Raw genomic sequence first — 25,520 nt, 5'->3', positions numbered from 1 at the left:
CCCGGTCTCCTCAGCTCGTCCGGTGGAAGCCGCCGCCGTAGAACAGCAGCGCCCGTTCGTCGGGGGCCCGGTCGGTCGCGAGCACCTCGCCGAGGAAGATGGAGTGGTCGCCGCCCTCGTAGACCTCGGCGAGCTTGCACTCCAGCCAGGCGAGCGAGCCGGCCAGCAGCGGCGCGCCCGTGAACGGGCCGGGACGCCAGTCGACCTCGCGGAACTGGGCGGCCCCGAGCGGGCGGGCCCGGTCGGCGAAGTACCGGGCCAGGGCCTCCTGTTCGGCGCTCAGCACGGAGACCGCGAAGGAGCGGACGGCGGTGATGGCCTCGTGCATGACCGCCGTGCGGGACACGCAGCACAGGACCATCGGCGGCTCCAGCGACACCGAGGTGAAGGAGTTCGCGGTCATCCCGTGCACGCTGCCGCCGCCCGTGGTGAGGACGGTGACGCCGGTCGCGAAGCCGGACATGGTGGCGCGCAGGTCCGCGCCGGCCCCGATCACCGCGGCCGTCCCGCGCCGGCCGAGCCGACCGGGCCCACCGGCCCGGCCGGCCGCAGCGGGTCGGCGTACGGGGCGAGGGCCAGGCGCAGCTCCGGCGGCACCAGGGCGGGGACGGTGTTCGTGTTGGGGCCGCGCATGCAGGCGATCCGCTGCCGGCCGCGGGCGACGAGGAGTTCCTCGACGCCGGCCAGGCGCACGTACTCGAAGCCGAACTGGAGCTGGGTCTGGGTGACCTCCTCCAGCCGCATGCGGACGGAGAGTTCGTCGAAGGCGGTGATCTCGGCGAAGAACTCGCAGTCGACCTTCAGCGTGAACAGCTTGAGGTCGCCCTGGAGTTCGGCGAGCACTCCGGGAGCCTTCTCCTTGAGGAACATCTCCCGGCAACGTCCCTGCCAGCGCAGGTAGTTGACGTAGTAGACGTTGCCGACGAGGTTGGTCTCCTCGAAGCCGACGGTGTGCCGGATCTCGTAGTAGGCGGCGGACATCACTCCCCCTTCCCGGTGAGGACGGCGAGGACGACGGGTTCGTCGCGGTCGGTGACGGTGGTCGCCCAGGTGGCGATCGTCGCGTCGCCGGCCGACAGCACCACCCAGCCGGAGCCCTCGATCCGGTCGAGCGTGAGGGCCTGGCCGGTGGCGGCGGACTTGCGCAGGCACTCCAGGGCGCACCACACCCGGGTGGCGGCGAGGTCCGGCGGGCAGCCGGCCTCGGCCACCAGCAGTTCGCGCAGCGGGAGTTGGGCCTCGCCGAGCAGTGCGGCCCAGTCCGCCTCGGTGCGCGGCCGGACCGTCTCGACGTCGCACGCGAGCCGCGTGCCGTCGTCGCCGACCACCGCCAGGGTCAGCCCTCCGCTGTGCGAGGCGGATACCGCATGGCCGTACAACTCCGGTTTGCCGTCCGGCCGGTGGCGCAGCTCGGCCGGTGCGCCGAGCGCCCGGGAGACGGCGGCGGCGGTGCGGGTGCGCCGGTCCGGCTCGTCCCCGGCGGCCTCGACGACGACGGCGCGGCTGCCGCCGAGCACGGTCTCCAGCCTGCGTTCGAGGTAGGAGCCGAGCATGGCGGGCACCCAGGGTCCGGCGCCGTCGCGTTTGCGGACGGCGACCAGGGTCAGGCCCTCCCAGCGTTCGACCACCCGGCCGTCCGGGGTGCGGACGTCGAGGTCGTAGACGTAGGTGTCGCCGTCCTGGCTGCGTTCGCGGGCGTCGAGGACGACGAACTCGGTGTCCTGGTCGGCGGGTTCGGCGAGCCAGAGGCGTTCGATGCCGCGCGGCAGCAGGGTGGCGTCGGGGACGCAGCACTGGAGGGCGTGCATCATCGTGTCGCGGGTGCCGGGGTCGGCGAGGACGTGGTCCTGCGGGAGGTAGGCCGCGAACCAGGGGGCGGGCGTGGTGGTGGAGACCTCGGCGACGGCGTTCCGGGCGCTCGCGCGGCGGTAGTCCAGGAGGCGCTGGAAGCGTTTGCCCTGGAACAGGACGCTGCCGTAGAGCTCGGTGACCGGGTCGACGGGGACGGTGGGCAGGTCGAAGGCGGCGGAGCGCGGGCCGCCCGGGACGGCGGGCCGGGGGTAGCGCAGGCGGGCGCGGAAGTGGTCGGCGGCGAAGCCGGTGTCGGCGGTGCGCAGGACGACGTCGACGGTGCCGGTGTCCTGGACGAGGGCGGCGACGCGCAGTGTGGTGGAGCCGCCGGGGCGCACGGCGATGGGCCGCAGGAACTCGACGTCTTCCAGCACCGGCGGTCCCGCGTGCCCGCTGACGGCGCCCGCGACCTGGGCCATCGCCTCCATGCCGAGGACGGCGGGGAAGAGGAGGTCGCCGTCGAGCTGGTGGTCGAGGAGGTACGGGTCGCTGCCCTCGGTGAGGTCGGCCTCGGTGACGAGCTCGACGCCCGGGTAGTGCGCGAGGACGCGCTCGACGAAGCGGCCGAGCGGCAGTTCGGGCCGGTCGAGGGCGAGGGTGGGCAGCCCGGCGGCGCGTCCGCTGACGACGACGGCGGGCCCGGCGGCCGGGTCGGCGAGCAGTTCGCGCAGGACGCGGATGCCCTCGTCGGTGGAGATCGGGGTGATGCCCTCGCGCATCAGCGACTCGACGACGCCGAGGCGTTCGCCCATGCCGGCGCCGGACCACACGGACCACTCGATCGCGAGGGCGCGGGCGCGCGGGTGCCGCTCGCCGAAGCGCAGGGTGAGTTCGGTCATCCAGTCGTTGGCGGTGGCGTAGTGCGCCTCTCCGCGCAGGCCGGCGCGGCCGATGATGGAGCCGAAGGTGATCAGGAGCTTGAGGCGCTCGGGCGTGACGGCGGCCAGGACGGCGGCCAGGCCGCCGGTCTTCGGGGCGAGGGTGCGGCGGAAGTCGTCGGCGGTCAGGGCGGTGAGGGCGGCGGGCTCGTTGCGGCCGGCGCCGTGCAGGACGGCGGTGACCGGGCCGAGGGCGCGCTCCAGGCGTTCGACGGCGGCGGCGACCTGAGCGGCGTCGGTGACGTCGGCGCGCTCGTAGTGCAGGCGCAGGCCGGCGGCGGTCATCCGGGCGAGGTTGGCGGCGAGTTCGGGGTCGGTGGCGGGGTCGGCGCGGCCGACGAGGGCGAGGGCGGCGCCGGAGTCCCGGGCCATGGCCAGGGCGCACTCGGCGGTGATGCCCTTGCCGCCGCCGGTGACGAGCAGGACGTCGTCGCCGTCGAGCGGGGACGTCAGGGGCCCGGCCGGGGCCGTCAGCGGGCGCAGCACGGGCACCGTCCTGGTGCCGTCGGGCCGGTAGCGGACCTCGCTGAAGCCGGTGGTGGCGGCGGCCTCCGCGACGACCAGGGGAACGGCCTCCGGCGCGAGGGGGTCGGCGAGTTCGACGACGGTGGTGGGGACGGACGGGTGCTCCAGGTGGAGCGTCTTGGCGAGGCCGGTCGCGCCGAGGCGGTGCTGGACGACGACCAGACGGGTGCCGGGCGGGGCAGTGGCGGCGGCGCGGCCCGCGGCGAGGAACAGGTCGGCGTCGTCGGGGCGCGCCTCGGCGGGCAGGCACAGCAGCACGCCGTCGCCGATGCCGGCCCCGGCGAGGGCGGCGCGCAGCGGCTCGGCGAGCGGGTGTCCCGGCGTGCCGAAGGCCGTCCAGCGGCCGGTCGCCCCCGTGGCGGCGGTCGCGGGCAGCGGCGCTTCGACGTGCTCGACGGCGAACGGGCGGACCCACGGCGCGACGCCCGCGACCTCGGCCGTCGGCGCGGCGCCGTCCTCGGCGGTGCGCGCCAGTCCGTCGATGAGGTCGGCGAGTTCGCCGAGGCGGACGGTCGCGTAGCCGGTGGTGGCCTCCAGGGCGGGCAGGCCGAGCGCGCGGGTGACGTCGTTGACGATCTGGCCGACCGTGATCGAGCTGAGGTGCAGGTCGTCCATCGGGTGGGTCGAGGAGGTGACGGACTCCAGCGGCAGCTCGACGCGGTCGGCGGCGAGGCGGCGCAGGAGGTCAAGCGTCGACTCCCCGGTGGCCTCGACCGGAGCGGCCTCGACGGCCGTCTTCGTCGGCGCGAGCAGGGCGGCGTCGATGGCCGGGGCGGACTCGCAGGGGCTGGCGAGGAACGTCATGGCGCCGTCCTCGGGCAGCGCGCGGATGAGCCGCCCGGCGAACAGGGCCTCGGTCCGGACGGGCGCGCCGAGCACGTGGGCGGCGGCGACGACGCGCAGCAGCGGGCCGAGGGACGGGCTGTCGGTGTCGACGGCGAGGACCGGCCGGTCCGGTGCGATCTCGGCGAGCAGGCCGGACAGCACCCGGCCGGGGCCGACCTCGACGACCTGGTCGGCGCCGGCCGCGGCGACGGCGGCGGCCTCGTGGAAGCGCACCGGCAGGGACACCTGGTCGCACAGCAGCGTCCGCAGGTCGGCGTCCGGGTCGAGCAGGGCGCCGGTGACGGTCGAGGCGTGCGGGCGGACGGGCCGGGCGAAGTCGACGTCGCGCAGCCGCTCGGCCATCACACGGGCGGCGGGGGCCACCAGCGGGGAATGGAAGGCGTGCGAGACGTTGAGCCGGGTCGCGGTGACGCCCTCGGCCGCGGCCCGCCGGCAGGCCTCCTCGACGGCGGCGGCCGGACCGGAGACGACCGTCTGCCGGGGGCCGTTGTAGCCGGCGACGACGACGTCGAGGCCCGCGGACAGGCGCGCCACGTCCTCCGGCGTGGCGGCGAGTCCGGCCATCGCGCCGCCGCCCCGGCTCGCCTCGGCCATCACCTGGCCGCGCACGGTGGCCAGGCGCAGCACCTGCTCCTCGGTGAGCGCGCCGGCCCAGTGCAGCGCGGTGAGTTCGCCGAGGCTGTGGCCGACGGCGGTGGCGGCGCGGACGCCGAGCCCGTCGAGGACGCGCAGCGCGGCGAGCGAGCCGGCGACGATGCGGGGCTGGGCGACGCGGGTGTCGACGTGGTCGGCGCCCCGCGGCAGCCCGGCCAGGCGGTGGACCTCGTCGGCGGCGGCGAATCGGCGGCGCAGCGCGCCGACGGCGCCGCGGCCGGAGCCCTGGCCGGGGAAGAGGTAGGCGATCCGCGGCGGGGTGCCGGTGGAGGCACCGAGGAAGACGCCTTCGCCGGGCAGGAACCTCACGCCGGCGCCCGCGTCCTCGGCACCCGCGTCCGAGAGCAGCGCCACCAGCCGCTCCAGTGCGCGGACGGCGTCGTCCGGCGAGGTCACGACGAGCGCCGCCCGCGCCCTCGCCCCGGTCAGGCGCGCGGCCGATCCGGCGGCCAGGTCGGCGAGTTCGGCCTGGGCCAGCTTGGGGACGATGCCGAGCAGGCGCTGCGCCTCCTCGCGCAGGCCGGCGCGGTCGCGGGCGTCCAGGAGCAGCAGCTCGGCGTCCTGACGGCCGGCCACCAGGCGCCCGGTGTCGGCGTCGACGGCGGTGCGGCGGCGGGCGCCGGGGACGGCGGCCACCGCGATGTGGGTGTTGATGCCGCCGAAGCCCATCGCCGAGACGCCCGCCCGGACCGGCTGGTCCTCGGGCCACAGCTCGGCGGCGCCCGGCACGTACAGCGCGGCGCCGTCGCCGAGCAGGCCCGGGTGCGGGTCGTGGTGGCCGGTGCCCGGCGGGATCACCTGGTGGTGCACCGCGAGCGCGGCCTTGATCAGGCCCGCGACGCCGGCGGCGGCCTTGGTGTGCCCGAAGTTGCCCTTCACGGTGCCGAGCGCGGCCGGGCGGGCCCCGGGGGCGGCGGCGCGGCGGGCGGAGGACAGTGCCTCGATCTCGGTGGCGTCGCCGAGGGCCGTGCCGGTGCCGTGTCCCTCGAAGTAGGAGACGGTCTCGACGCCGTACCCCGCCTGCTCGTAGGCGCGGGCGATGGCGAGCCGGTGGCCGCCCGCCTCGGGGCGGGTGATGCCGCCCTTGCCGTCCGAGGAGACGCCCCAACCGGCGATCGTCGCGTAGATGCGGCGGCCGGCCGCGAGCGCGTCGTCCTCGCGCATCAGCACGAGCATGCCGGAGCCCTCGCCGGGCCAGAAGCCGTTGGAGTCGCGGTCGTAGACCTTCATCTCGCCGGTGGCCAGCGCGCCCGTCTTGGCGAAGCCGATCACCTCGAACGGGTCGATGGACAGGTCGACGCCCCCCGCGAGCGCCACGTCGAGATCGCCGTCGGCGAGCGACCGGGCGGCGGTGATGACGGACAGCAGCGACGAGGAGCAGGCGCCGTCCACGGTGTACCCGCCGCCGCGCAGGTCGAAGTGGTTGCAGATCCGGCCCGCGATGGTGTTCGCCAGGCCGCCCGCGAGGGAATCCTCGTCGATCGCCGGGAAAGGCGCCTTGTAGGCCGGTTCCAATTCCGCCAGGAACTCGGCGGCGGCCTCCTCGGACCAGCCTTTTCCGGTGAGCGCCGCGGCGACCGTCCGGCGCACGTAGGGCCAGCGCAGGCGCATGATGTTGGCCCGCGAGAATTCCCCGGTGAGGCTGTTTCCGACGACGACCCCGGTGGACTCGACGGGAAGTCCCTCCCCTCCCGGGAATCCCGCGTCGGCCAGTGCCCGGGCGGCCGTGTCGAGGGCCAGCCAGTGCGTCAGGTCCGTCGAGCGGTAGGTGCTCCCGGCGACGCTGTAGGCCACCCGGTCGAACGTGAAATCGCGGAGCACCGCGGCCTTGCTCGCGTAGAAACGGTCCGGCGCGGTCCGGTCGGCCGACCAGTAGTCGGCGTGGTTCATCCGCTCGTCCGGCAGTCGCCGAAATGCCCGGCGCCCGCCCAGGACGTTCTCCCAGAGTTCGTTCGGGGAATTCGCGTCCGGGTACCTGAGCCCGATTCCCACGATGGCGACCCGCTGGCTGCTCACGTATTCACCGCCCCTTGGATCCGAATTGACGACCCGCCACCCCGCACCGGGAACGGCACGCCGTATCCGAATCAAGGCTGCCCGGCCGGGGCCCGGGTGTCTACTTCGAGCGTGCTTTGCGCCAGCCCCGGGAGGGGTTTATTGCATAACAGCGTCATCCCTGCTTTGCATAACGGCGTCATCGGATTCGGCGGCCGACGGGGCTTTTCGGCCAACTTCGCGACGGCCCCCGGAGTAGTCCGTTCGGGTGAACTGCGCGCTCCCGCTGACCTGCCCGCGGCCCGGCCGTGATGATCTCTGTCCGGCACACCGCCGGCACGCCACCCGGCACCCACGCCCACGGACAGGGGACGCGCGTGAAGTACATCGAGGTCGAGCAGAAGTACCGCCTCCTCGGCCCGCCGGACGACCTGCGGGCCACCCTCGCCGGGCGCGGTGGCAAGCCGGGCGAACCGTCCCGGCAGGTCGACACCTACTACAACTCCCCCCACCGGGACTTCCTCGCCGGCGAGGTGGTCTCCGAGTGGCTGCGGATCCGCGAGGGGGACGACGGGGCCTCGGTCAACTTCAAGCTGTTCCACCCGGTCGAGGCGCCGGTGAAGACCCACTGCGACGAGTACGAGAGCGCCGTCGAGGACGCCGAGGCCGTCCGCCGGATCCTGGCCGCGCTCGGCTTCACCCGGCTCACCGTGGTCGACAAGGTCCGCGAGGAGTGGACCGCCGACGGGATCGCCGTCGCCTTCGACACCGTGGCCGGGCTCGGCGACTTCGTCGAGTTCGAGTTCAAGGGCGAGGCGGGCGGCGTCGCCGAAGCCACCGAACGGATCGAGGAGTTCATCGCGGACCTCGGCGTGCGCCTCGGCGACCGCATCCACCTCGGGTACCCGCACATGACCCTCGGCCTGGGCTGAGCAGCGGCAGGCGGTCGATCGAGCACGACGGCCCCGGACACGGCGAAGCCCCCGTCCACCCGGGCGGGGGAGCGCCGGGCGGGCGGGGGCTTCCGTCAGTGGCGGATCAGAGGGACAGGGGGACCGTCCCGGCCGCCAGCCGGCGGGCGGCGGTGAGGGACGTCCAGGCGGTCAGTTCGATCAACCGGGCGTCGCTCGGGGCGGTTTGACGGGCGGCGGCCACGACGGCGTCGTCCACCTGGTAGGCGGCCTTCGCCGTCAGGAGGGCGAGCCGCCCGGCCGCCCGGTGCTCCGGGGGCAGGGACGAGAGCGGCGGTTCGAGCCAGGCCCGGCTCAGGCCGGGCGGGGTGCCGTCCCACGCGGCCAGTTCGGCGGTGACGAGTGCGCGGACGGGGGCCGGGACCGCCCGTTCCCCGCCCTCGTCGACGGCCGCCGCCGCCCGCGCGAAGGCGCCCGCGATGCTCGGGGTACCGGCCGCCCACAGCAGGTCCTCGGGCAGCCGGGCCGCGGGGAGCAGGTCGAGCGAACCCCCCGGTGAGGGGGCCGCGTTAGCGCTCTGCCGGGCCAGCCGGCCGAGCAGTGCCCGCGCCGCCCGGCGGGCCGCCGGCGGGGCCTTGGGCGGCATCGGGCTGTCGCCGAGGAACAGGCTCACCATCCGGTTGAGGTAGTGGAAGGTGGCGGCCACCCCCACCAACTCCGGTGCCAGCGCGGGCGGGAAGGGCTCCAGCGGGCCCTCCCCCACGGACCCGCCGAGGGCCTCGATCGCCGTCGTGTGCACCTCGACGCAGTACGGGCACGCGTTGGCCCGGGAGACGGCCGCGGCCACCGCCTCCTTCTGCGCCCGGTCCGCCCGGCCCGCGGCGACGAGCGTCTCGCGCAGCATCATCCACGCCGCCGCCAGCACCGCCGGGGCCGGCGCGTGCAGGGCGACGGGCGGTGCGAGCATCCCGAACTCCCGCTCCACCTCGGCGTAGACGCGCGCCACCGGGGCCCCCGCCCGCGCGGGGCGGACGGGGGCGACGTGGCGGACCTGGCCGAGGGAGCCCCTCAGCGCGGTGCGCAACAGTGGTCCTGCCATGGCTACTCGCCCAGCAGGCCGGGCAGCTGGGGCTTCACCCCGCGCCGTCCGGCGGTCTCGCCGCCGGGGCCGGGCGCGCCGTACTCGACGTCCACGCCGCGTTCCCGGGCGGCCCGCACGATGCCCGGGACCGCGCGCTCGGCGAGGGCCGAGATCGTGAGCGCCGGGTTCACCGTCAGGGCGGCCGGGACGGCGGAGCCGTCGGTCACGAAGATGCCGGGGTGGCCGCGGAGTTCGTGCCCGTCGTCGAGGGCGGAGGTCTCCGGGTCGTCGCCGATGCGGCAGGAGGCGAGCGGGTGCACGGTGTAGGCGCCGACCACGTCGTTGGTCCAGGGCATCACGCGGGCCAGGCCGTCGCGTTCGAGGATGTCCTTCACGGCGGCGTCGGACTCGGCCCAGCCGCGCAGGGTGCTCTCGGTGGGCACGTAGCCGATCGGCCCGCGTCCGAGCATCTGCTGGGAGATGCGGACGGCGTTGCCGGTGGGCGGCGGCGGGCCGAAGACGCCCTCGTTGTCGTCCTCGACCATGGTGAAGATGGTCAGCCAGGACTGCCACTGCCGGACGAGCTCCTTCTTCTCCCGGCCGAACCAGCTGGGGCCGGTGGCGTCCGGCACCTGGGCGAGGATGGTGCCGAAGCCCGGCGGGAAGTAGAGCTGTTCGAGCGAGTAGCGGGAGCCCACCGGCCTGGACCCGTCGAGGGCGTCCCAGCTGGCGACGACCGGGCCCTTGCCGATCTGGTTGGCGCCGTAGGCGGCGAGGCCCTCGCCGCGGCCGAGGCCGAGCAGGTCGCGGGCCTTGTCCTCGTCGACGACGGCGGTGTTGAGGCGCTCGCCGTTGCCGGAGAAGTAGCGGCCCACGGCGTGCGGCATCCGGCCGAGGTCCGCCTCGGAGCGCTGGAGGATGACGGGGGTGGCGCCGGCGCCCGCCGCGAGGACGACAATCTTCGCGTCGATGACGCCGCTCTCGTGGTGGACGCGGTAGTCGACGTCGTCGATGACGTTGTAGTGGACGCGGTAGCCGCCGTCCTCGGTGCGGGTGAGCTTCTGGACCTCGTGCAGCGGCCGGATCTCGGCGCCGTGGGCGAGCGCGGCGGGCAGGTAGTTGAGCAGCAGGGAGCGCTTCGCGTCGAAGCGGCAGCCGGCCATCATCCAGTTGCAGTTGGTGCACTTCGCGCGGTCGATGGCGGCGGGCACCGGGTTCGCGGTGCGGCCGGCGTGCGCGCAGGCGGCGGCGAACAGGCCGCCCGCGTAGGTGACGTCGTTCCAGTCCTGCTGGGTGATCGGCAGCGCCTCGGCGACGCGGTCGTACCACGGGTCGAGGGCCTCGCGGCTGACGGCCTTCGGCCACAGCCGCGCGCCGGTGGCGTTGACGCGGTCGAAGACGAAGCGCGGGGCGCGCGGCATCGCGGCGAAGTAGACGACGCTGCCGCCGCCGACGCAGTTGCCGCCGAGCAGGCTCATCCCGTCGCCGACGACGAAGTCGAAGATCCGGGTGTAGGAGGAGCCGAGCAGGAAGTCGTGCTCGAAGTCGCCGGCCGTCAGCCAGGGGCCGCGCTCCAGGACGGTGACCTTCGCACCGCCCGCGGCCAGGTGGTACGCCGCGATCGCGCCGCCGAAACCGCTGCCGACTATGAGGACGTCGGTCTTCTCCGTGGAGGTCATGCCGGGCTCCCTGTCGCCGTCGTGTCCGGGTGGATCTCGGCCAGCGGGCGGCCGTAGGAGAAGTCGGGGAACCGCCACAGGGCGTCCTCGCCCGGGTCGAAGAAGCCCATCGCGAGGAGGCCCGGGTGGCCGGCCGCCATGGCGTCGGTGGTGTGCAGGTGGGCCGCGGTGTCGAAGGCCATGTTGCTGAAGAGGGTCAGCAGCACCCACAGCTCCTTCTCGGGGTGCCGGGGCGACGTCAGCTCCCGGGCCAGCGCCGTGCGGTCGTCGAAGGCGAGCGCGACGAACGGCGGGACGTCGTCGTCGAGCGCGAGCCCCCGCCCGGCCGCGAAGGCGCGGGCGTGGCGGTTGAGCGCCTCGGCGTAGTCGTCCAGGGCGGTGGAGATCCCGGTGGCGGGCGTCTCCAGGAGCTCGATCGCCCCGGCCGCCACGGCGCCGCCGCCGGCCGAGACCCCGGCCACCGCCCGGTCGTCGGGTGACCTCTTCTCGCCGGGGACGATGGTGTCCGCGAATGCCTCCAGGGTCATCGTTCGAGCCCGGTACTCATCCGATATGTCGGAGCGCACTGGCGTCTCCTCGGGTTCGTGGGTGGGAAAGCCGGGGGGCCGACACCGGTGCGCCCCGTTCGGAAACCGGAGCGCGGGCACCGCCACCCCCCGTTTCGCAGGCGCGACGGCAGTATCGTGCATGCGAACCACGCGCCCGCGCATCTTCGGCGTTGCTGCCCCGACGCTCCGTCAGTTGCGCGGACTTGCCGCGTACTTGCCATGTCCGCTTCTTCCGTGTTGCTGCCTCGGACGGCAATACGCCGGAGTAGGTATTCCGCCACTGGCCGAGGGCATGCCATGAATATGACGGGCTCTTGTTGCGCCTGACATGCACTGCTACGGTCTTCATTCATCACGGACGCGCAACTTCCGATCATGGCGGTCCCTGGGTGACCGAGACCGCCCGCCAACCCGCGGTGAAGAACCGCTGAACGTTCCCGGGCGGAGGGGGGTGGGTTGAACATGGGCACTGACGCTGCCGAGGGGGGGACCAGACGACCGCGGTTATTGCTGGTCAGGTCGGCGCCAGCGCATCACAACTGTCGAACCGAAAGCGGCTCCTAGAATCTGGGGTAGCAATGAAGCCGGCTATCGAACAGGCCGTGACTCGCGCCATCGAGACGATGCAGGAAAACATTGGTGAGATACTCACCATAGACGACATGGCGCGCGCCGCGATGTACAGCAAATTCCACTTCTCGCGAGAATTCCAGCGCGTCACGGGGGTGTCGCCCCGGCGGTTCCTCTCCGCGATCCGGATACAGGAGGCCAAACGTCTCCTGCTGGAAACGACGTTCACCGTCACCGAGATCAGCCACCACGTCGGGTACAACAGCGTCGGGACGTTCAGCTCCCGCTTCGCGGCCAGTGTCGGCATCTCCCCCACCATGTTCCGCCAACTCGGCGGCTACACCCCGGGGATCGGCGTCGAGGGCCACGCGGCCGACGAGACGTCCTCCGTACGGGGCGAAGTGCGCAGCGCCGTCGCCGGGTTACTCGGACAGGTGTTCCTCGGCCTCTTCCCCACCCGCATCCCCCAGGGCCGTCCGGCCGGCTGCGTCGTCCTCCCCGGCCCCGGGCGGTACCTGATCGACGGTGTTCCCCCCGGGACGTGGTACCTGCTGGCGCACTCGGTGCCCGCGGCCTTCGACGAGGTCCTGCTCGGCGAGCAGGAGGTGTTCGTCGGCTCGGTCGGGCCGATCGAGGTGCGCGCGGACGTCCCGGTGATCCCGGCCGACCTGGTGATGCGGCCCAAGCACACCGTCGACCCGCCGGTCCTGCTGGCCCTGATGGACGTCCGGACGGCCGCCGTGCGCGCCGGCCTGGCGCGAGCGGGCACCGGCTGACGGGCCTTCACGCGCCGTCGCCGGGCAGCGGACGGCGGGTGGGGCCGGCAGCCGACGGGACAGCCGCGCACGACAGAGGGGCCCACCGAGCACGATGGGCCCCTCGTCCGTCTTCCCGCGGTTACCCGGCGGGCCGTTCAGCCCCGGGCACGGTGCACCGTCATCGGCAGGCCGCCGCGCACGCGCAGCGACAGCATCGGCTCGGGCACCACGCGGTGCCCCGGCACCTTCGCGAGCCGCAGCTCGCGCACGAGGACGGCGATGGTGAACGTCGCCTCCAGCAGCCCGAGGTGGCTGCCCACGCAGAACCGCGGGCCCGCGCCGAACGGCAGGTAGGCGTAGCGCGGGCGCTCCGGGCCCGCGCCCTCCGGGCGGGGCCGGTCGGGGTCGAAGCGGTCCGGGTCGAACTGCTCGGGGGCGTCCCAGAACGCCGGGTGGCGGTGCAGGGTGTACGGGCAGATCAGGACGTCCGATCCGGCGGGCACGTGGTACCCGCCGATCTCGTCGTCGGCCTGGGCCTGCCGGGGCAGGATCCAGACCGGCGGGTAGAGGCGCATGACCTCCTCCACCACGCGGGAGGTGTACCGCAGCCGGTGCAGGTCCTCGTACTCCGGCGGGCGGTCGCCGAGGACCTCGACGGCCTCGGCGTGGAGCCGGTCGAACACCTCGGGGTGGCGGTCCACCAGGTAGAAGGTCCAGCCGAGGGTGCTCGCGGTGGTCTCGTGCCCGGCGAGGAGCAGGGTGACGATCTCGTCGCGCAGCCGCCGGCGCCCGACCGCGGGGTCGGGTTCGCCGTGGGCCGAGTCGATGATCAGCGACAGCGCGTCGTCTCCCTCGGCGCCACCGTCGCGGGCGTTCCGCTCGGCGACCAGCGTGTCGACGACGCGCTGGAGTTCGGCGCGCGCCCGGCGGAAGCGCCGCTGCGTGGGCAGCGGGATCCAGCCGGGCACGGCGCCGAGCGTCACCATGTCGAACATGGCCTGGTCCTGCACGGCCTCGAACTCGTGGCCGATCGACTCGAAGGCGCCGAGGTCGGTGTCGAGCAGGGTGCGGCCGAGCACGCCGAGGGTGAGTCCGGTGAGCTCCTGGACGAGGTCGACCGGCCGGCCGTCCTCGAAGGCCCGCAGGCGGGCGACGAGTTTGGCGGCCTCCTCGGCGACCGCGTCGGCCTGCCGGCTGATCCGCTTGTGCTGGAAGACCGGCTGGATCGCACGGCGCTGTTCGCGCCACAGCTCGCCCTCGCTGGTGAGCAGTCCGTCGCCGAGGGCCCGGCGGGCCTGGATCAGCCCGATGCCCTTGTGGTAGTTGGCGGCGTTGTCGGCCAGGACGTGCTTGGCGTGGTCGGGGTGGTTGAAGAAGTAGAGGGTCTTCGGACCGATGGAGATCCGGACCGCGTCCCCGTACTCGGTGGCGGCCGCCCGCATCAGGGCGAGGCGGTCGCCGGCGAGGCGGCGCAGCAGGGTGGGCGCCGCCCGGCGCGGAGGGCCGGGCGGCACCCGCCGGGAGGAAGCGGCGGTCACGCCGCGACCTTTCCGGCCACCGCGGTCTTGCCGGTCGCGCTCGTCCGCAGGAGGGTCGCCCGCGCCTCCTCCTGACCGCGGTCGCGGACGTGGACGTACCAGAGGTAGAGGCCGCGGATCAGGCAGGTGAGGGCGGTGGCGAAGAAGATGCCGTACGCGATGTGGGCGATCATGAACAGGGCGTAGATCAGCGCGACGCCGGCGCCGAACGCCATCTGGTTGGCGGGCTTCGACGGGGTGGTGCCGGGGTCGGTGATCATGTAGTTGGTGAAGAGGACGAAGGCGACGCCCGTCATCATCGCGAGCGCGCCCTGGATCGACGTGCCGAAGATCAGCCCGCGGAGCACGGCCTGGAGGGCGAAGGCGGAGAGCCAGCCGAGGATCAGCCACATCCGGCCGGTGAGCTTGGCGTTGAGGATGGTGCCGGACATCAGGATGCCGAGCACGATCAGCCAGCCGAACGGGGTGTTGACGTGCTCGGTGAAGTGGTACGGCGGGGCGATGCTGGCCCACGGGAAGAGCACGAGGATCGCGGCGATGCCGAAGTTCGACGGGTTCATGTAGTGCCGCAGCCGGCCGCGCACCGGCACCCGCAGCACCCACTTGGCGCTGACCGCGAAGACGACGCCGAACATCATCACGTAGACCCGGTCGTTGACGTAGGTCAGCATGTTGAGCGCGAGGCCGGTGATGTGCGAGGGGTAGAGGAACTCCAGCACCCCGGGCAGGCCGTTGCCGAGGAAGCGCGGGCGCCGGCCCTCGACCTTGGCGCCGACCAGCTCCAGCGCGATCTCGGTGGTGTAGGCGGTGGCGAGGGCGATCAGCGGCCACGTCCAGGGCTGTTCGAAGCCGAGCACGGTGTAGCCGAGGATGTTGAAGACCGTGATCGAGATCGCGAAGCGGCGCAGCGCGATGACGACCTTGGGCTCGTGCCGGGAGGCGGTGGCCGCCTTGCCGGTGGCCGCGGGCGCGGGGGGTGCGGGCGCGGGGGGTGCCGGCTGGGTCGTCGTGGGGGCCTTGTCTGCCATGTGCGTCACTTCTCCTTGGCCTGGCTGCCGAGTTGGAGCGAGTGCCATCCCGGGCTGAGCGTCACGGTCTGCTGGTGCACCTGGCCGTCGCGGTCGCGCCACTGGAGCTTGACCGGCATCGGGCCGGTGACGCCCTTGCCCAGGCCGATGTGCACGTAGTGGCTGCGCTTGCCGGAGTGGCCGCTGCCACCGTCGACGCGGTCGATGAGCTTGCGCCCGTCGGGGGTGGTGACCTCGACCTCGGCGCCGATCGCCGGGGATCCGGGGGCGGGCATCGGTCCGGCGGCGGCGGGGGTGTCGTAGGTGAGCCGCAGACCGAGGTAGGAGCCGGTGTCGGGGCTGTCGTTGCGGTAGAAGACCGGGGCGTCCCACTGGCGGGCCACCGCGAAGTCGAGTTTGCCGTCGCCGTAGGCGTCGCCGGTGGCGATGCCGCGGGTGGGCACGGGGACGGCGAGGCCGAGCCGGTCGGAGAGGTTGCTGTAGTGGCCGTCGGCGCCCTTCACGAAGAAGCGCAGGGTCTGGTCGCCGCCGATGTCGTCGCCGGCCTTGACGTTGGGCCACCACCACGGGTTGTCGAGCAGGGCGTCGTTGGCGGTCGCGAGCTCCTGCAGCTGCGGCCAGCGGTTGGTCTTGCCCTTGACGAAGCCGGTGGCCTGGACGATCGCGAGCTGCCCGCTGTTGTCGAAGTCGCCCATCTTGACGTCCCAGCCCCAGCCGGACCACGCGGTGCCGTCCTCGGCGCTGTGGTCGACGAACGGGGCGGTGCCGTTGGAGAGCTGGGCGCGCAGGTCGGCCTGGTCCCGCGCGGTGTTCATGAACTGGAAGTTGCTCTCCTCGATGCCGAAGGAGGTGGTGATGTTGCTGACGAACAGGTCGTAGAGGCCCTTCTTGCCGGACAGGTCGCCGAAGTCGACGCCCATGCCCTTGAAGGAGTCGTTGCCGAGGATCTTGGACTTCGGCGTGGAGCCGTCGCGCGGCCCGGTGACGAGGTCGAACCTCGGGTGGCCGGGGGTGGAGACGTTGTGCAGCAGGCGGTCGTTGCCGAAGTCGTTGGCGACGTACAGCTCGGGCAGCTGGTCGCCGTCGAGGTCGATCGAGCTGGAGGCGAGCGACCAGCCGTGCTTGGCCTCCGCGGGGAAGGCGTCGTCGGAGCACTGGAACGCGGCGGCGGGTTTGTCGGCCGCGTTGCCGCCGGTCCAGCGGCAGATGTACTTGCCGCCGCTGTTCTGGGCGTGGGACATCGAGTGGTTCATGACCACGCCGCCGCTGACCCGGTCGTCCAGGACGGGCCCGTCGGGGAAGTAGTTGCCGATGAAGAGGTCCTGGTGGCCGTCCCCGTCGAAGTCGGCGACGGTCGCGGTGTTGGTGTTCCACTGCGCGCCGGTGTATTTGCCGTCGGTCGCGTTGGGCCCGGGCACGAGCTCGACCGGCTCGAAGGCGTGCGCGTCGAGCGTGGTGGCGTCGGGCTTGGCGAGGAACAGGACCGGGGTGCGGCCCCAGTAGTAGACCAGCAGGTCGGTACGGCCGTCCTCGTTGAAGTCGCCCGCCACGCAGCCCATCGGCGCGATGTAGTCGTTCATCGGCAGCGGGGACGGGTCGAGCGCGAACGGCGCGTAGTGCGGGCCGTCGGAGCCCGGCACGGGTGTGACGTCGACCTGGTCGGTGCGGGTGTCGACCAGGCACAGGTCGCCGGACTTGCCGGTGCCGCGCAGGTCCGTCATGGTGATGGCCGCGCCGACCGAGGAGATCCAGGCGCGGATGTGCTCGTAGTCCTTGTTGACGGTGCGGATCGTCTGCTGCTTCGCCGCGGGCGGCAGCTCGATCGGCAGCGGCGTGAAGTGGAAGCGGCTCGCCATGGTGTCCTGCTCGGCGGCCGACGTCGTCGGCGGCAGCACCAGGAAGTAGCCGGCGACGATCGCCAGCACGGCGATGATGCCGGGCAGTTGCAGGCGGACCCGGCCAAGGAGGGTGGGCACCGGTCAGTTCCTTCCCGTGGTGGCGAACGCGTCGGCGATGGACCGGCGCCAGGTCTCGAAGGACGGCACCGGGCCGTTCGAGCGGCCGGTGGGGCGCAGGTCCTGGGTGACCTTGGCGGCCGCGGCGGCGGAGGTGCCGCAGAGCACCTCGGCCGCGAGCTCGGTGTGCGGGCCGAGCAGCCCCGCGTGGATGCGGGCCTCGCACGCGAACGCGGCGCCCTGGGCGACGATCGCCCGGTGCGCGCCGGCCCGCTCCCGGAAGTCCCGCAGCTCCGCCTCGTCCACGCCGCCCGCGTAGGCCGCGGCCAGGCCGGCGCCGCCGTACAGGTCGGAGTGCCGGGACTCGTGGAACCGCTCGATCAGCCCGGCGACGACGCCCGGGTCGGTGCCGCCGACGAACCACAGCGCCCGGCCGATCCCCTGGTCGATCGCCCGGTTCACGTACCCGGGCGAGTCGTCGGCCGGCCACGGGAACGCCCGCTCGCGGAACCGGCCGTGGACGTACCGGTCGGTCGCGAAGTACGCCTGGTGGAATCCGTAGCCGTCGAGCACGAGCCAGCGCAGCAGGGGGTCGAGGGCGGTGATGTCGGGCCAGCAGAAACGCGGCAGCCGCGCCATCGCCCAGCCGATTCCGACGTACACCATGTAGTGGTGGTCGGCCCCCCGCCCGGCGAGGAATCCCCCCACCCAGCCGCGGCCCTGCAGCGGCAGCCCGTCCAGCATGGCGAATCCCATGCCGGCCCCCTCGTAGGCGAAACCGCGGAATCGGTGCGGGACGTTTTCCAGCCGGTGCTCCGCCTCGGCGGGCGCACCGGACTCCACCGCGTACGCATAGCCTTCGAGGAAACGGCTCCCGACGGTTTCGAGGAGTTCCCTGGCCTCCGGCGACTTCTCGTGGAAACCCCGCTTGGCCAGCTTGGTCTCGGCGGTGTTCGGCGTCAGCACGCGCCGCCGTAATGTCCGCAACGGGCTTGGCACTCTGCTCTCCTTTCCGTGGTACGGAGATTGACGAGCCTTACCCTGGATAATTCCCGTTCCGGCGGACGGCCGCTTCTTCGCGAATGCTCTGGTCTTTCTTCCGGAATGCTCAGCCGGTGCCGCGGCCGGGATCCGGCGCGGCGAACCGCTTGCGCACGTTCGTGCGCCACGCCTCGTACGCCGGCGGGTCCGCGGGCGAGGCCGCGTCGGCGAACACCGCGCACTCGTCGCCGAGCGCCGCCGCGTCCGCGACCGACAGGCCGGTGAGCGCCTGCGAGGCCTCCTCGCCATGCGCGGGGACGAAGCCCGCGTACACCCGGGCCTTCGAGGCGAACACCGACCCCTGCGCCAGCTCCGCCCGGTGCTCGCCCGCCTCCTCGCCCAGCTCCGCCAGCTGCGCGGCGCCGCACCCGCCGGCGAACGTCGCCGCGAGACCCACCCCGCTCCACAGGTCGGCCTGCCGGTGCGGCGCGAACTTTCCTACGGCCGACGCCACTTGGCGGTGCTGCGCGCCGTGGATGAACCACAGTGCCCGCCCGATCCCCTGGTCCACCGCACGCGGGAAGTAGCCCGGCGCACCCTGCCAGGGGTAAGGGCTCGGCACCCGCTGCTCGTCCACCCAGCGCCGGGTGTGGAAGTACGCGAGGTCGAAGCCGTAGCCGTCGACGGCCAGCCAGCTCATCGTCGGGTGGTACGGCGTGCCGGACAGGTCCGGCAGCACCTTGGGCCACAACTGCCGCGGCAGGCGCGCCATCGCGAACCCGATCCCGATGTACGCGAGGAAGATGTGCGGCTGCCCGGCCCCGGTGAGGAGGTCCCGGGTGCGGTGCCCCCGGCCCATCGCGTCCAGGACGGTGAAGGCCATCGTCGCGCCCTCGAAGGCGAACCCGCGCTGCTCCGCGTCCACCAGGCGCAGCCGGTCCTCGACCTCGCGCGGCCCCCGCGCCTCGATTCCCCACTCGAACCCGCACACGACCGCCTGCGGCGCCGCCTCCAGACGGCGCGTCACCGGCGAGGCCGCCACGGGGAACCCGCGCCGGGCGAACGTCACCTCCGCCGGCGAGGGCGCCAGGACCAGTCGGCGCAGCGTTCCCAGGACCGTCGGCATGTTTCCCCTCCGCCCCCGCCGTCCGATACGGCGGCACGGTTACATGCTCGGCGGCGGGTCCCGCCTGGGGCATCTTCCGCGTTGCGCTGCAACGCGGTAACCGGTCCGTACCGTTTGAGCGAACGTCCTTTGCCTGAGGGGGCGTTGTGCCACCATGAGTGCCCCGACGGGGAGGCGGCGGTTTTCGGCCGTTCTCTGCGACGGTCCGTGCGCGCTTGTCGAGCTGGAGGCCAAAATTGATCGGGGGCTCGAATGACGGGGCGTGTCCGGTCTGCCACGGTCCGCAGGGCGGACGCGGGTTCTGCACCAGCTGCCGCTGGCGGCTGGAGGGCGAGGTGTTCCTCGGCGGGCCCACCCCGGACGACCTCCGCCGCGAGGAGGAGGCGCTCGCCGCGGCCCGCGCCGAGTGGGACGAGCAGGCGGCCGCCCTCGCCGCCGGCGACCCCGGACCGGCCGGCGAGCCGGGCCCCGCGTGGGACCGGCTGCTGGAGGAGCTCGTCGAACACCCGGACGCCGTCCTCTGGTTCGTCGAACTCACCGACGAACGCGTCGGGTTGATCCGGGCCGAGGCCGACCGCAACGGCATCCCGCACACCGTCGACCTCGGCGGCGCGGCCTGGACCGCCCTCGCCCCCGAGTTCGCCGAGGACCCCGCCGACCGCGCCTTCCAGCTCGCCGGCGGCATCGGCACCCGCCCGCCCGTCGACCGCGCCGCCCTCGACGACGCCGTCCGCCGCCTGCTCGGCACGCTGCTCCCCCACGGGCGGCGCCACCGCACCGTCCTGCTCACCCAGCGCCCCGACTGGCCGCTCCTCGCCCGCGCCGCCGAGGCCGCCCGCACACTTCGCTCGCCCGACGCCCAACTCGGCCCCGTCAGCGGCGGAATGGCCGGAGTTCGCCTCCTCCTGCGCGGCGCCCCCCTGCACCGCGACCACTCCCTCGTCCTCGCCGACGTCGACGCGCTCAGCGGCGCCGTCCGCCCCGAGGCCAAACTCCTCTTCCCGGCCGGCGCCCGGCTGCGCCCCGGCGAGACCGTCACGGTGCCGGTCACCGTCCACGGCGGCGTCGACGCGGACACCCTCGTCACCCTCCCGGTCGTCGCCGCCGGCAGCGGCACCCCGCACGACGCCGTCTCCACCCACGGCGTGCGGCTGCCCGCGCTGCGCTCCGCCGACCTCACCTTCGTGCTGCACGGCCCCGGCGAGGTCGAGGTGCTGCTGCCCGACGGCTCCGCCGCCGAGCCCGTCCGCGACGACCTCGGCACGATCATCGCCGCCCTCCCCCGCCGCCTCGCCCGGCCGCCCCGCCTCCACCTCCTCCTCGCCGTCGAACTCGGCTACGGCGCCTCGCCCGACGAGGTCACCGCCCGCCTCGACTACGCGCGCGGCCTGGTCACCGCCCTCAGCGGCCCCGAGGGCGCCGCCGCGGGCGTCGACGTCGGCCTCGTCGGCTACTACGACCACCACGTCCGCGAGAGCCGGTACGCGCCCCGGGGCACGCTGCTCGACACCCTGCCGCTCGGCCCGCCCGCCACCGCCCTCGCCGCCCTCGCCCGCTGGCGCCCGCAGCGCCGCCGCCGTGACACCGCGTCGGCGCTGGAGGACGCGCTGCAGGCGCTGCGCCGGCTGGCGACCGCGCCGCCCTGGACGCCGCCCGGCCGCGCGCGCCCGCAGCGCACCGTGCTGGTCCTCGGCGCCCGCCCGCCCTGCGAGTGGGCCGAGCACGGCCAGGGCCCGGTGCCCGCCTGCCCGCTCGGCGTCGACTGGCGCGCCGAGCTGGCCGGCCTGCGCGAGGCCGGGGTCCGCGTGCTCGCCCGGCGGGACGGCGCGGCGGACGAACGGCCGAGCGAACTCGCCCTCCAGCCCCTGTGGGACCACACCGAACTGGCCTGGCACACGATCGGCACCGACGGCACCCTCCCGCCCGGGCAGCCGCCCGCCGCGACCGCCCTCGACCTGCTCCCGCCCTGGCACGTCGACGGGCCGCCCTGCCGGCTGGCCCTGGCCCGTTCCCTGCTCTGACCGCCGCACCGAGGAGACCCCCGATGTCCAACCTGCCCGACCCCTCGTCCGACCACGGCGCCGCGGCCAAGGACGGCCTGCCGCCGGAGCCGGATGCCGGACCGGCCTGGGAGGGCCCGCACACCCAGGGCGGACCGGGCCTGCGCCCCTACGGCCCGCCCAGCGGCCCACCCCAGCCCACCCTCCCCGATGGCTACGCCGCCCCCATCCCCGCCGCGCCCGGCATGGCGCAGGACGGCAACCTGCCCCCGCTGCCGCTGCCCTCGCCGCCCGGCGCGATCGGCCCGGACGGGCCGGGCTCCGTCCGCATCGGCCTGTGGGGGGCGCCCCGCTCGGGCAAGACCACCTTCCTCTCCTCCCTGCCGATCGCCGCCATCCAGCACAACCGGCACGGCAAGGGGAACTGGGTCATCAGCGGCATGACCAAGGAGGCCATCGAGTTCCTCAACCGCGGCATGCGCCTGCTGGCCGTCGACCGCGGCTTCCCCGGCGCCACCTCCGCCACGGCGGGCATGAGCTGGGCCTTCCAGGGCGAGGAGCCGCGCAAGCTGGCCGGCACCCGGCAGGTCGGCTTCGTGCTCGACATCCACGACGTCAGCGGCGAGGTCTTCCGCCCCGAGCACCCCAACCACGAGGCCATCGTCGACCAGCTCGCCGCGGCCAACGGCCTCGTCTACCTCTTCGACCCGCTCCTGGACCGCGAACACGCCACCCAGAGCCTGGACTTCTTCTACGCGACCCTCAACGCGATCACCAGCCGCGTCCGCGACAGCCGCGGGATGATCAACGGGCGGCTGCCGCACCACGTCGCCGTGTGCGTCGCCAAGTTCGACGACCCGCTGCTCTTCCGGCCCTCCGTCGAGGCGCGGTGGGTCACCCAGGACGGGGTCGGCGCCCGCATCCCGCGCGTGCCCGCCGAGGCGGCCGCCGGCTACTTCACCTGGATCTGCGACACCTTCCGCGGCTCCAGCGCCTCCCTCGTCCGCGACGCCCTGAACGCCTACTTCGTGCCGGACCGCATCAGCTACTACGCCACCTCCGCGATCGGCTTCCGCCTCAACGCCGACGGCATCTTCGACTACCGCCTCTACGCCAACGTCGAGCAGGTCGGCGGGAAGCCCCGCATCGCCACCTCCCCGCAGCCCATCAACGTCCTGGAGCCGCTGGTCGACCTCGAACGGCGGATCCGCTCGCGCAAGATCAAGCTGCGGTGACCGCCGTGCAGCCACCCGACCCGCACCTGCCCGACCCGCACCGGCCGGACCCGCACCGGCCGGGGCCCCACCCGCCACACTCGCCGGGGCCCCAACAGCCCGGTCCCCACCCGCCCGGTCCCCAGCTTCCGGGTCCGCAGCTTCCCGGTCCCCAACTTCCCAGTCCGCAGAGGCAACCCGAGCAGCGGCAGCGGCCCGCCGCCACCGAGCCCGTCACCGCCCACTGGGCCGTCCTCGGCAAACACCCCGGCCGGGCCATGGGCTACGAGCTCCTCGCCGCCAGCCTCGACGAGGACCGCGCCCGCCGCTACCTGTGGGGAGCCCAGACCGGCACCCCCGAGGTGCGCCGCCCCGACGAGACCGGCGGACTGCCCTGGCGCGTCTTCCTCAGCGGCGTCGAGGGCGAACGCACCGCGGCCTGCGCCCTGATCGAGCAGAGCTGGGACGGCACCAGCGACGGCACCGGCGCACCGATCATCACCTCCCGCCTGCTGCTCGTCGAATGGGCCCAGGCCGCGGCGCGCGGCGTCACCTGGTCCACGCTCGCCGACGCCGCCGCCGGCCTGCGCTGGCCGGGCCCGGAGGAGGGGCCGGCCCGGCCGCTGCGCCTCGACCTCGGCGGCCTGTCCGTCCCCTCCTCGGCCGCCGAACTCGCCGCCGTCGTCGACGAGGTGGGCTTCGAGTGGACGGCCTGCGTCGCCGCCCTGCTCACCGCCGGCCACCGGATCACCATCACCGCCGACGGCCGCCGCCTGCCCACCCCCGAGCGGCGGGTGCGGATCGTCGACGCGATCGCCGCGCTGCTGCCCTACGGCTGCCGGCACTGGCTCAGCGGCGCCAGCTGGACCGGCGACTCCGACCACAAGGTGCAGCTGACCTTCGCCGAGAGCGCCCGCACCGGCCGCACCGCCGTCCGCTTCGGCGCGGCCACCGCCCAGCCCGCCGATCCCGGGGCCGCCGCCTACCTGGCCGAGCTGACGCGCCTGCGCGCCAAGGGCTGGACGAGCCGGGAGCTCGTCGCCCACCTGCTGGCCGCCACCGCGCCGATCCACTGGAGCGACGGCCCGGCCATGCTCCGCGTCCTGCGCGAGGTCGACCTCGTCGACGCCGTGCTCGCCGCGGTCCGCGAGGGCACCGCCCGGATCGAGGACGTCGCCCGGGTGTTCGAACGCCAGGGTCTCGGGCGGCTCGACGCCGACGGCCACCGCGAGCTCTACCTCTTCCTCGCCCGCACCGCCCGCCCCGGCGGCCCGGACCGGCGCGACGACCACGCCGTCCGGCTGCTGCGTGACCACTGGTCGCCCGGGCTGCCGGAGTGGCTGGCCGGGTCGGTGCTCGCCGACCCCGATCCCGACCGCGGCTTCGACCGGGCCTTCGCCTGGCTCGACCTGCTCAGGGAGCTGCACGGCCCCGGGTCGGGCCCGTTCGACGAGCTGCTCGCGGCGCTGATCGACCAGCGCCGGCCCGGGCCGGTCGCCGGGTCGCGCCAGCGGTGGATCGGCGTCGTCGTCCTGGCCGCCCAGCAGGCCTTCGGCGCCGAGGCCGCACCGGCGGACGGCGTCCTGATCGCCCAGCCCGAGATCGGGCGCGCGTGGGCGTTCGCCGCGCTCGCCAAGGACGGCCCCGGCCCCGCGGTGCTCGACCGGCTGCTGCGGGCCGCGGCGAAGGAGCGCCTCCCGGGCCCGACCGGCTGGCTGCGCTTCACCGCCTACGTGTACGGCGCCGCCGACGACCGCGACCTGCGCCGCGGCGACGCGGCGGACTTCGGGACGGCCATCCCCGCGGCGCTCTGGAAGGAGCTCCTCGAACTCGCCGTCCGCCACCGGCGGCCGCTCGTCGTCTCGCACCTGTGGCCGTCCTACTGGGAGGTCGCGCGCGGGCAGCAGGGCCCCGAACTCGCGGCGGCGCTCGCCGCGGCGGCCGTCCACCTGGAGGCCGCGGCCGGTCAGGTGCGCCCCGAGTACGCGGCCGAGCTGGACCTGCTGCGGCTCCACGCCGCCCAGGGCCAGGCCGTCCCGCTCGCCGGCCTCGACCGGCTGCTCGGCGGGGAGGCCCCGCCGGCGCCGGGCCGGGTGTACCCGCGCCGGGGCTCCGGCCCGGCCGACGCCTATGCCGCGCGGCTGTCGGAACGGCTGTCCGCCGCCGCCTCCGACGCCCTCTGGCAGCGGACCGTGGACGCGCTGCTCGGCTCCCGCCCCGACCCCGGACGCTGGCCGGTCACGCGCCTGCTGGCGGAACGCAACGTGCGGGGGCAGGAGGCGCTGGTCCGGGCCCTGGACAAGCGGCTGCTCGACGGCGAGGCCGCCTGGCTCGAACTCGGCCTGCCGCCCGTGGTGACCGCAGCGCTCGACAAGCTGCCGGGGATGCATTCGCTCAACGCCCGCAACAAGGTCCGCCACCTCCTCCAGGGGCCGCCCGCCCCCGTCCAGCTCGGCATCGCCCTGTCCGACGTGCACGCCGGCGGCTACCCGATCGACCCGACGGCCGAACTGCTGCCCGGCCTGCTCCGCTGGCGGACCGAGGAGGTGGACCTGCTCCTCGCCGAACTCTGGTACCGGGCACGCCCGTTGGCGCAGCACCTGTACCACGTCATCCTGCAGACCCAGGGCGCCACCCGGCTGCGCCTGTCCCTGCTCAACATGGCCCACCAGGAGGCACAACGCCAGGAGTACGCCCGCGAGCTGCTCCGCTACGACGGCTGGTACGGCACGGCCGAGTCCGCCGAGTCGGCGGCCCAGCCACAGGACCGCCGCGGCATCTTCGGCAGGAGGCGCCGCAAGTGAGCCGGGGAAGAACAGGCCGCGCAGCCGCAGAGGAGCGTGCCGGATGACCCTCGCCGTCGACGTCGGCACGCGTTTCGTGCGGCTCGCGCACGTCCGCCCCGACCGCCTGCCCGCGCTCGCCGAACTGCCGGGCGCCGTCCCCGGCGAGGGCGTGCCCGTCCCGTCCGGACAGGATCCGGCGCGCACGCTGGCCGCCGCCTGCTCCGCCTTCCGGGCGCGCTACGGCAAACCCTCCCGGGCCGTCCTGGTCGCCCCCGAGGCCATGCCGCCGCTCTACCGGGACCGCATCGCCGAGGCCTTCGGCCGCACCACCCCGGTCGTCGAACTGCGGCCCGCCACGGCCGTCCTGGCCCTCCTGCGGCACAACGGCGAGGCGCTGGAAGGCACTTGGGCCGTCTGCGCGCTCGGCACGACGACCATAGAGGTGAGCGTGTGCGTCGCCGCGCGGCGCAGCGTCGGCGTCCGGCGCTTCGTCCGCCACACCCCGGAGGGCGGCCTGGGCGCGGCCTTCGACGCCGCGCTCCTCGGCGGCGCCGTGGCCGGCGGCGGCCCGGCCGGCGACGCGGCCCTCGCGGCGC

16 protein-coding genes and 1 pseudogene are annotated in these 25,520 nt (G+C 74.4%); 6 read left to right on the top strand and 11 right to left on the bottom strand.

Annotation, left to right across the window (positions count from 1 at the left end):
* Positions 1-10: 10 nt before the first annotated feature.
* From ACFVU9_RS18185 to ACFVU9_RS18175, 3 genes are read right to left on the bottom strand one after another with little or no spacing between them, the layout of a single operon-like run.
* The gene (locus ACFVU9_RS18185) at positions 11-496 is read right to left on the bottom strand and encodes a flavin reductase family protein (protein ID WP_387594325.1); all 486 of its coding nucleotides are present in this window, start codon (positions 494-496) and stop codon (positions 11-13) included.
* Positions 493-981, bottom strand: a complete 489-nt coding sequence (locus tag ACFVU9_RS18180) for an acyl-CoA thioesterase (protein WP_387594324.1) — start codon at positions 979-981, stop codon at positions 493-495. The genes ACFVU9_RS18185 and ACFVU9_RS18180 overlap by 4 nt, the downstream gene beginning before the upstream one ends.
* Positions 981-6,770, bottom strand: coding sequence for an SDR family NAD(P)-dependent oxidoreductase (locus ACFVU9_RS18175; protein WP_387594322.1), 5,790 nt, complete (start codon positions 6,768-6,770; stop codon positions 981-983). The genes ACFVU9_RS18180 and ACFVU9_RS18175 overlap by 1 nt, the downstream gene beginning before the upstream one ends.
* A 356-nt stretch (positions 6,771-7,126) precedes the next feature.
* Between ACFVU9_RS18175 and cyaB the strand changes: the two genes are divergently transcribed.
* Positions 7,127-7,681: a class IV adenylate cyclase gene (cyaB, locus tag ACFVU9_RS18170; RefSeq protein ID WP_387594320.1), complete on the top strand. Its 555-nt coding sequence runs from the start codon at positions 7,127-7,129 to the stop codon at positions 7,679-7,681.
* Positions 7,682-7,787: 106 nt separating this feature from the next.
* Here the strand turns inward: cyaB and ACFVU9_RS18165 are convergent, their stop codons facing one another.
* The 3 genes from ACFVU9_RS18165 to ACFVU9_RS18155 are packed head-to-tail and all read right to left on the bottom strand — an operon-like array spanning position 7,788 to position 10,947.
* Positions 7,788-8,759, bottom strand: a complete 972-nt coding sequence (locus tag ACFVU9_RS18165; RefSeq protein ID WP_387594318.1) for a carboxymuconolactone decarboxylase family protein — start codon at positions 8,757-8,759, stop codon at positions 7,788-7,790.
* 2 nt (positions 8,760-8,761) lie between these two features.
* On the bottom strand, positions 8,762-10,420 hold the full coding sequence (locus tag ACFVU9_RS18160; RefSeq protein ID WP_387594316.1) for an FAD-dependent oxidoreductase: 1,659 nt from the start codon (positions 10,418-10,420) through the stop codon (positions 8,762-8,764).
* The gene (locus ACFVU9_RS18155; protein WP_380447936.1) at positions 10,417-10,947 is read right to left on the bottom strand and encodes a DUF5987 family protein; all 531 of its coding nucleotides are present in this window, start codon (positions 10,945-10,947) and stop codon (positions 10,417-10,419) included. The genes ACFVU9_RS18160 and ACFVU9_RS18155 overlap by 4 nt, the downstream gene beginning before the upstream one ends.
* Positions 10,948-11,546: 599 nt before the next feature.
* Between ACFVU9_RS18155 and ACFVU9_RS18150 the strand changes: the two genes are divergently transcribed.
* Positions 11,547-12,314 carry a helix-turn-helix transcriptional regulator gene (locus ACFVU9_RS18150; RefSeq protein ID WP_380447934.1) on the top strand — a complete coding sequence of 256 codons (768 nt, stop codon included), beginning with the start codon at positions 11,547-11,549 and terminating at the stop codon, positions 12,312-12,314.
* A gap of 137 nt (positions 12,315-12,451) precedes the next feature.
* Here ACFVU9_RS18150 and ACFVU9_RS18145 read toward each other — a convergent pair whose 3' ends face one another.
* From ACFVU9_RS18145 to ACFVU9_RS18125, 5 genes are all read right to left on the bottom strand, one after another.
* Entirely contained in the window at positions 12,452-13,738 is a 1,287-nt protein-coding gene (locus ACFVU9_RS18145) for a cytochrome P450 (protein ID WP_387594448.1), read from the bottom strand.
* Between the two features lie 92 nt (positions 13,739-13,830).
* Positions 13,831-14,862: an enediyne biosynthesis protein gene (locus ACFVU9_RS18140; protein WP_387594314.1), complete on the bottom strand. Its 1,032-nt coding sequence runs from the start codon at positions 14,860-14,862 to the stop codon at positions 13,831-13,833.
* 5 nt (positions 14,863-14,867) lie between these two features.
* On the bottom strand, positions 14,868-16,718 hold the full coding sequence (locus ACFVU9_RS18135) for a CRTAC1 family protein (protein WP_387594446.1): 1,851 nt from the start codon (positions 16,716-16,718) through the stop codon (positions 14,868-14,870).
* A 123-nt stretch (positions 16,719-16,841) separates the two neighbouring features.
* Positions 16,842-17,816 carry a DUF1702 family protein gene (locus ACFVU9_RS18130; protein WP_387594312.1) on the bottom strand — a complete coding sequence of 325 codons (975 nt, stop codon included), beginning with the start codon at positions 17,814-17,816 and terminating at the stop codon, positions 16,842-16,844.
* A gap of 109 nt (positions 17,817-17,925) precedes the next feature.
* Complete coding sequence (locus ACFVU9_RS18125) at positions 17,926-18,924, bottom strand: DUF1702 family protein (RefSeq protein WP_387594310.1); 999 nt, start codon at positions 18,922-18,924, stop codon at positions 17,926-17,928.
* Between the two features lie 236 nt (positions 18,925-19,160).
* Between ACFVU9_RS18125 and ACFVU9_RS18120 the strand changes: the two genes are divergently transcribed.
* The 4 genes and pseudogenes from ACFVU9_RS18120 to ACFVU9_RS18105 form a co-directional block, all read left to right on the top strand.
* Positions 19,161-20,945, top strand: coding sequence for a hypothetical protein (locus tag ACFVU9_RS18120; protein ID WP_387594309.1), 1,785 nt, complete (start codon positions 19,161-19,163; stop codon positions 20,943-20,945).
* A 23-nt stretch (positions 20,946-20,968) separates the two neighbouring features.
* A complete protein-coding gene (locus ACFVU9_RS18115; protein WP_387594307.1) occupies positions 20,969-22,159 on the top strand; it encodes a hypothetical protein in 1,191 nt (396 codons plus the stop codon).
* Positions 22,160-22,416: 257 nt separating this feature from the next.
* Positions 22,417-24,942, top strand: coding sequence for a hypothetical protein (locus ACFVU9_RS18110; protein ID WP_387594305.1), 2,526 nt, complete (start codon positions 22,417-22,419; stop codon positions 24,940-24,942).
* Positions 24,943-24,985: 43 nt separating this feature from the next.
* Positions 24,986-25,520: pseudogene (locus ACFVU9_RS18105) on the top strand (hypothetical protein); the annotation flags it as partial.

Source organism: Kitasatospora sp. NPDC057936 (genome assembly GCF_042887525.1).
In the GTDB taxonomy this organism is placed as follows: Bacteria; Actinomycetota; Actinomycetes; order Streptomycetales; family Streptomycetaceae; genus Kitasatospora.
This window is presented reverse-complemented; position numbering and strand designations above follow the sequence as displayed.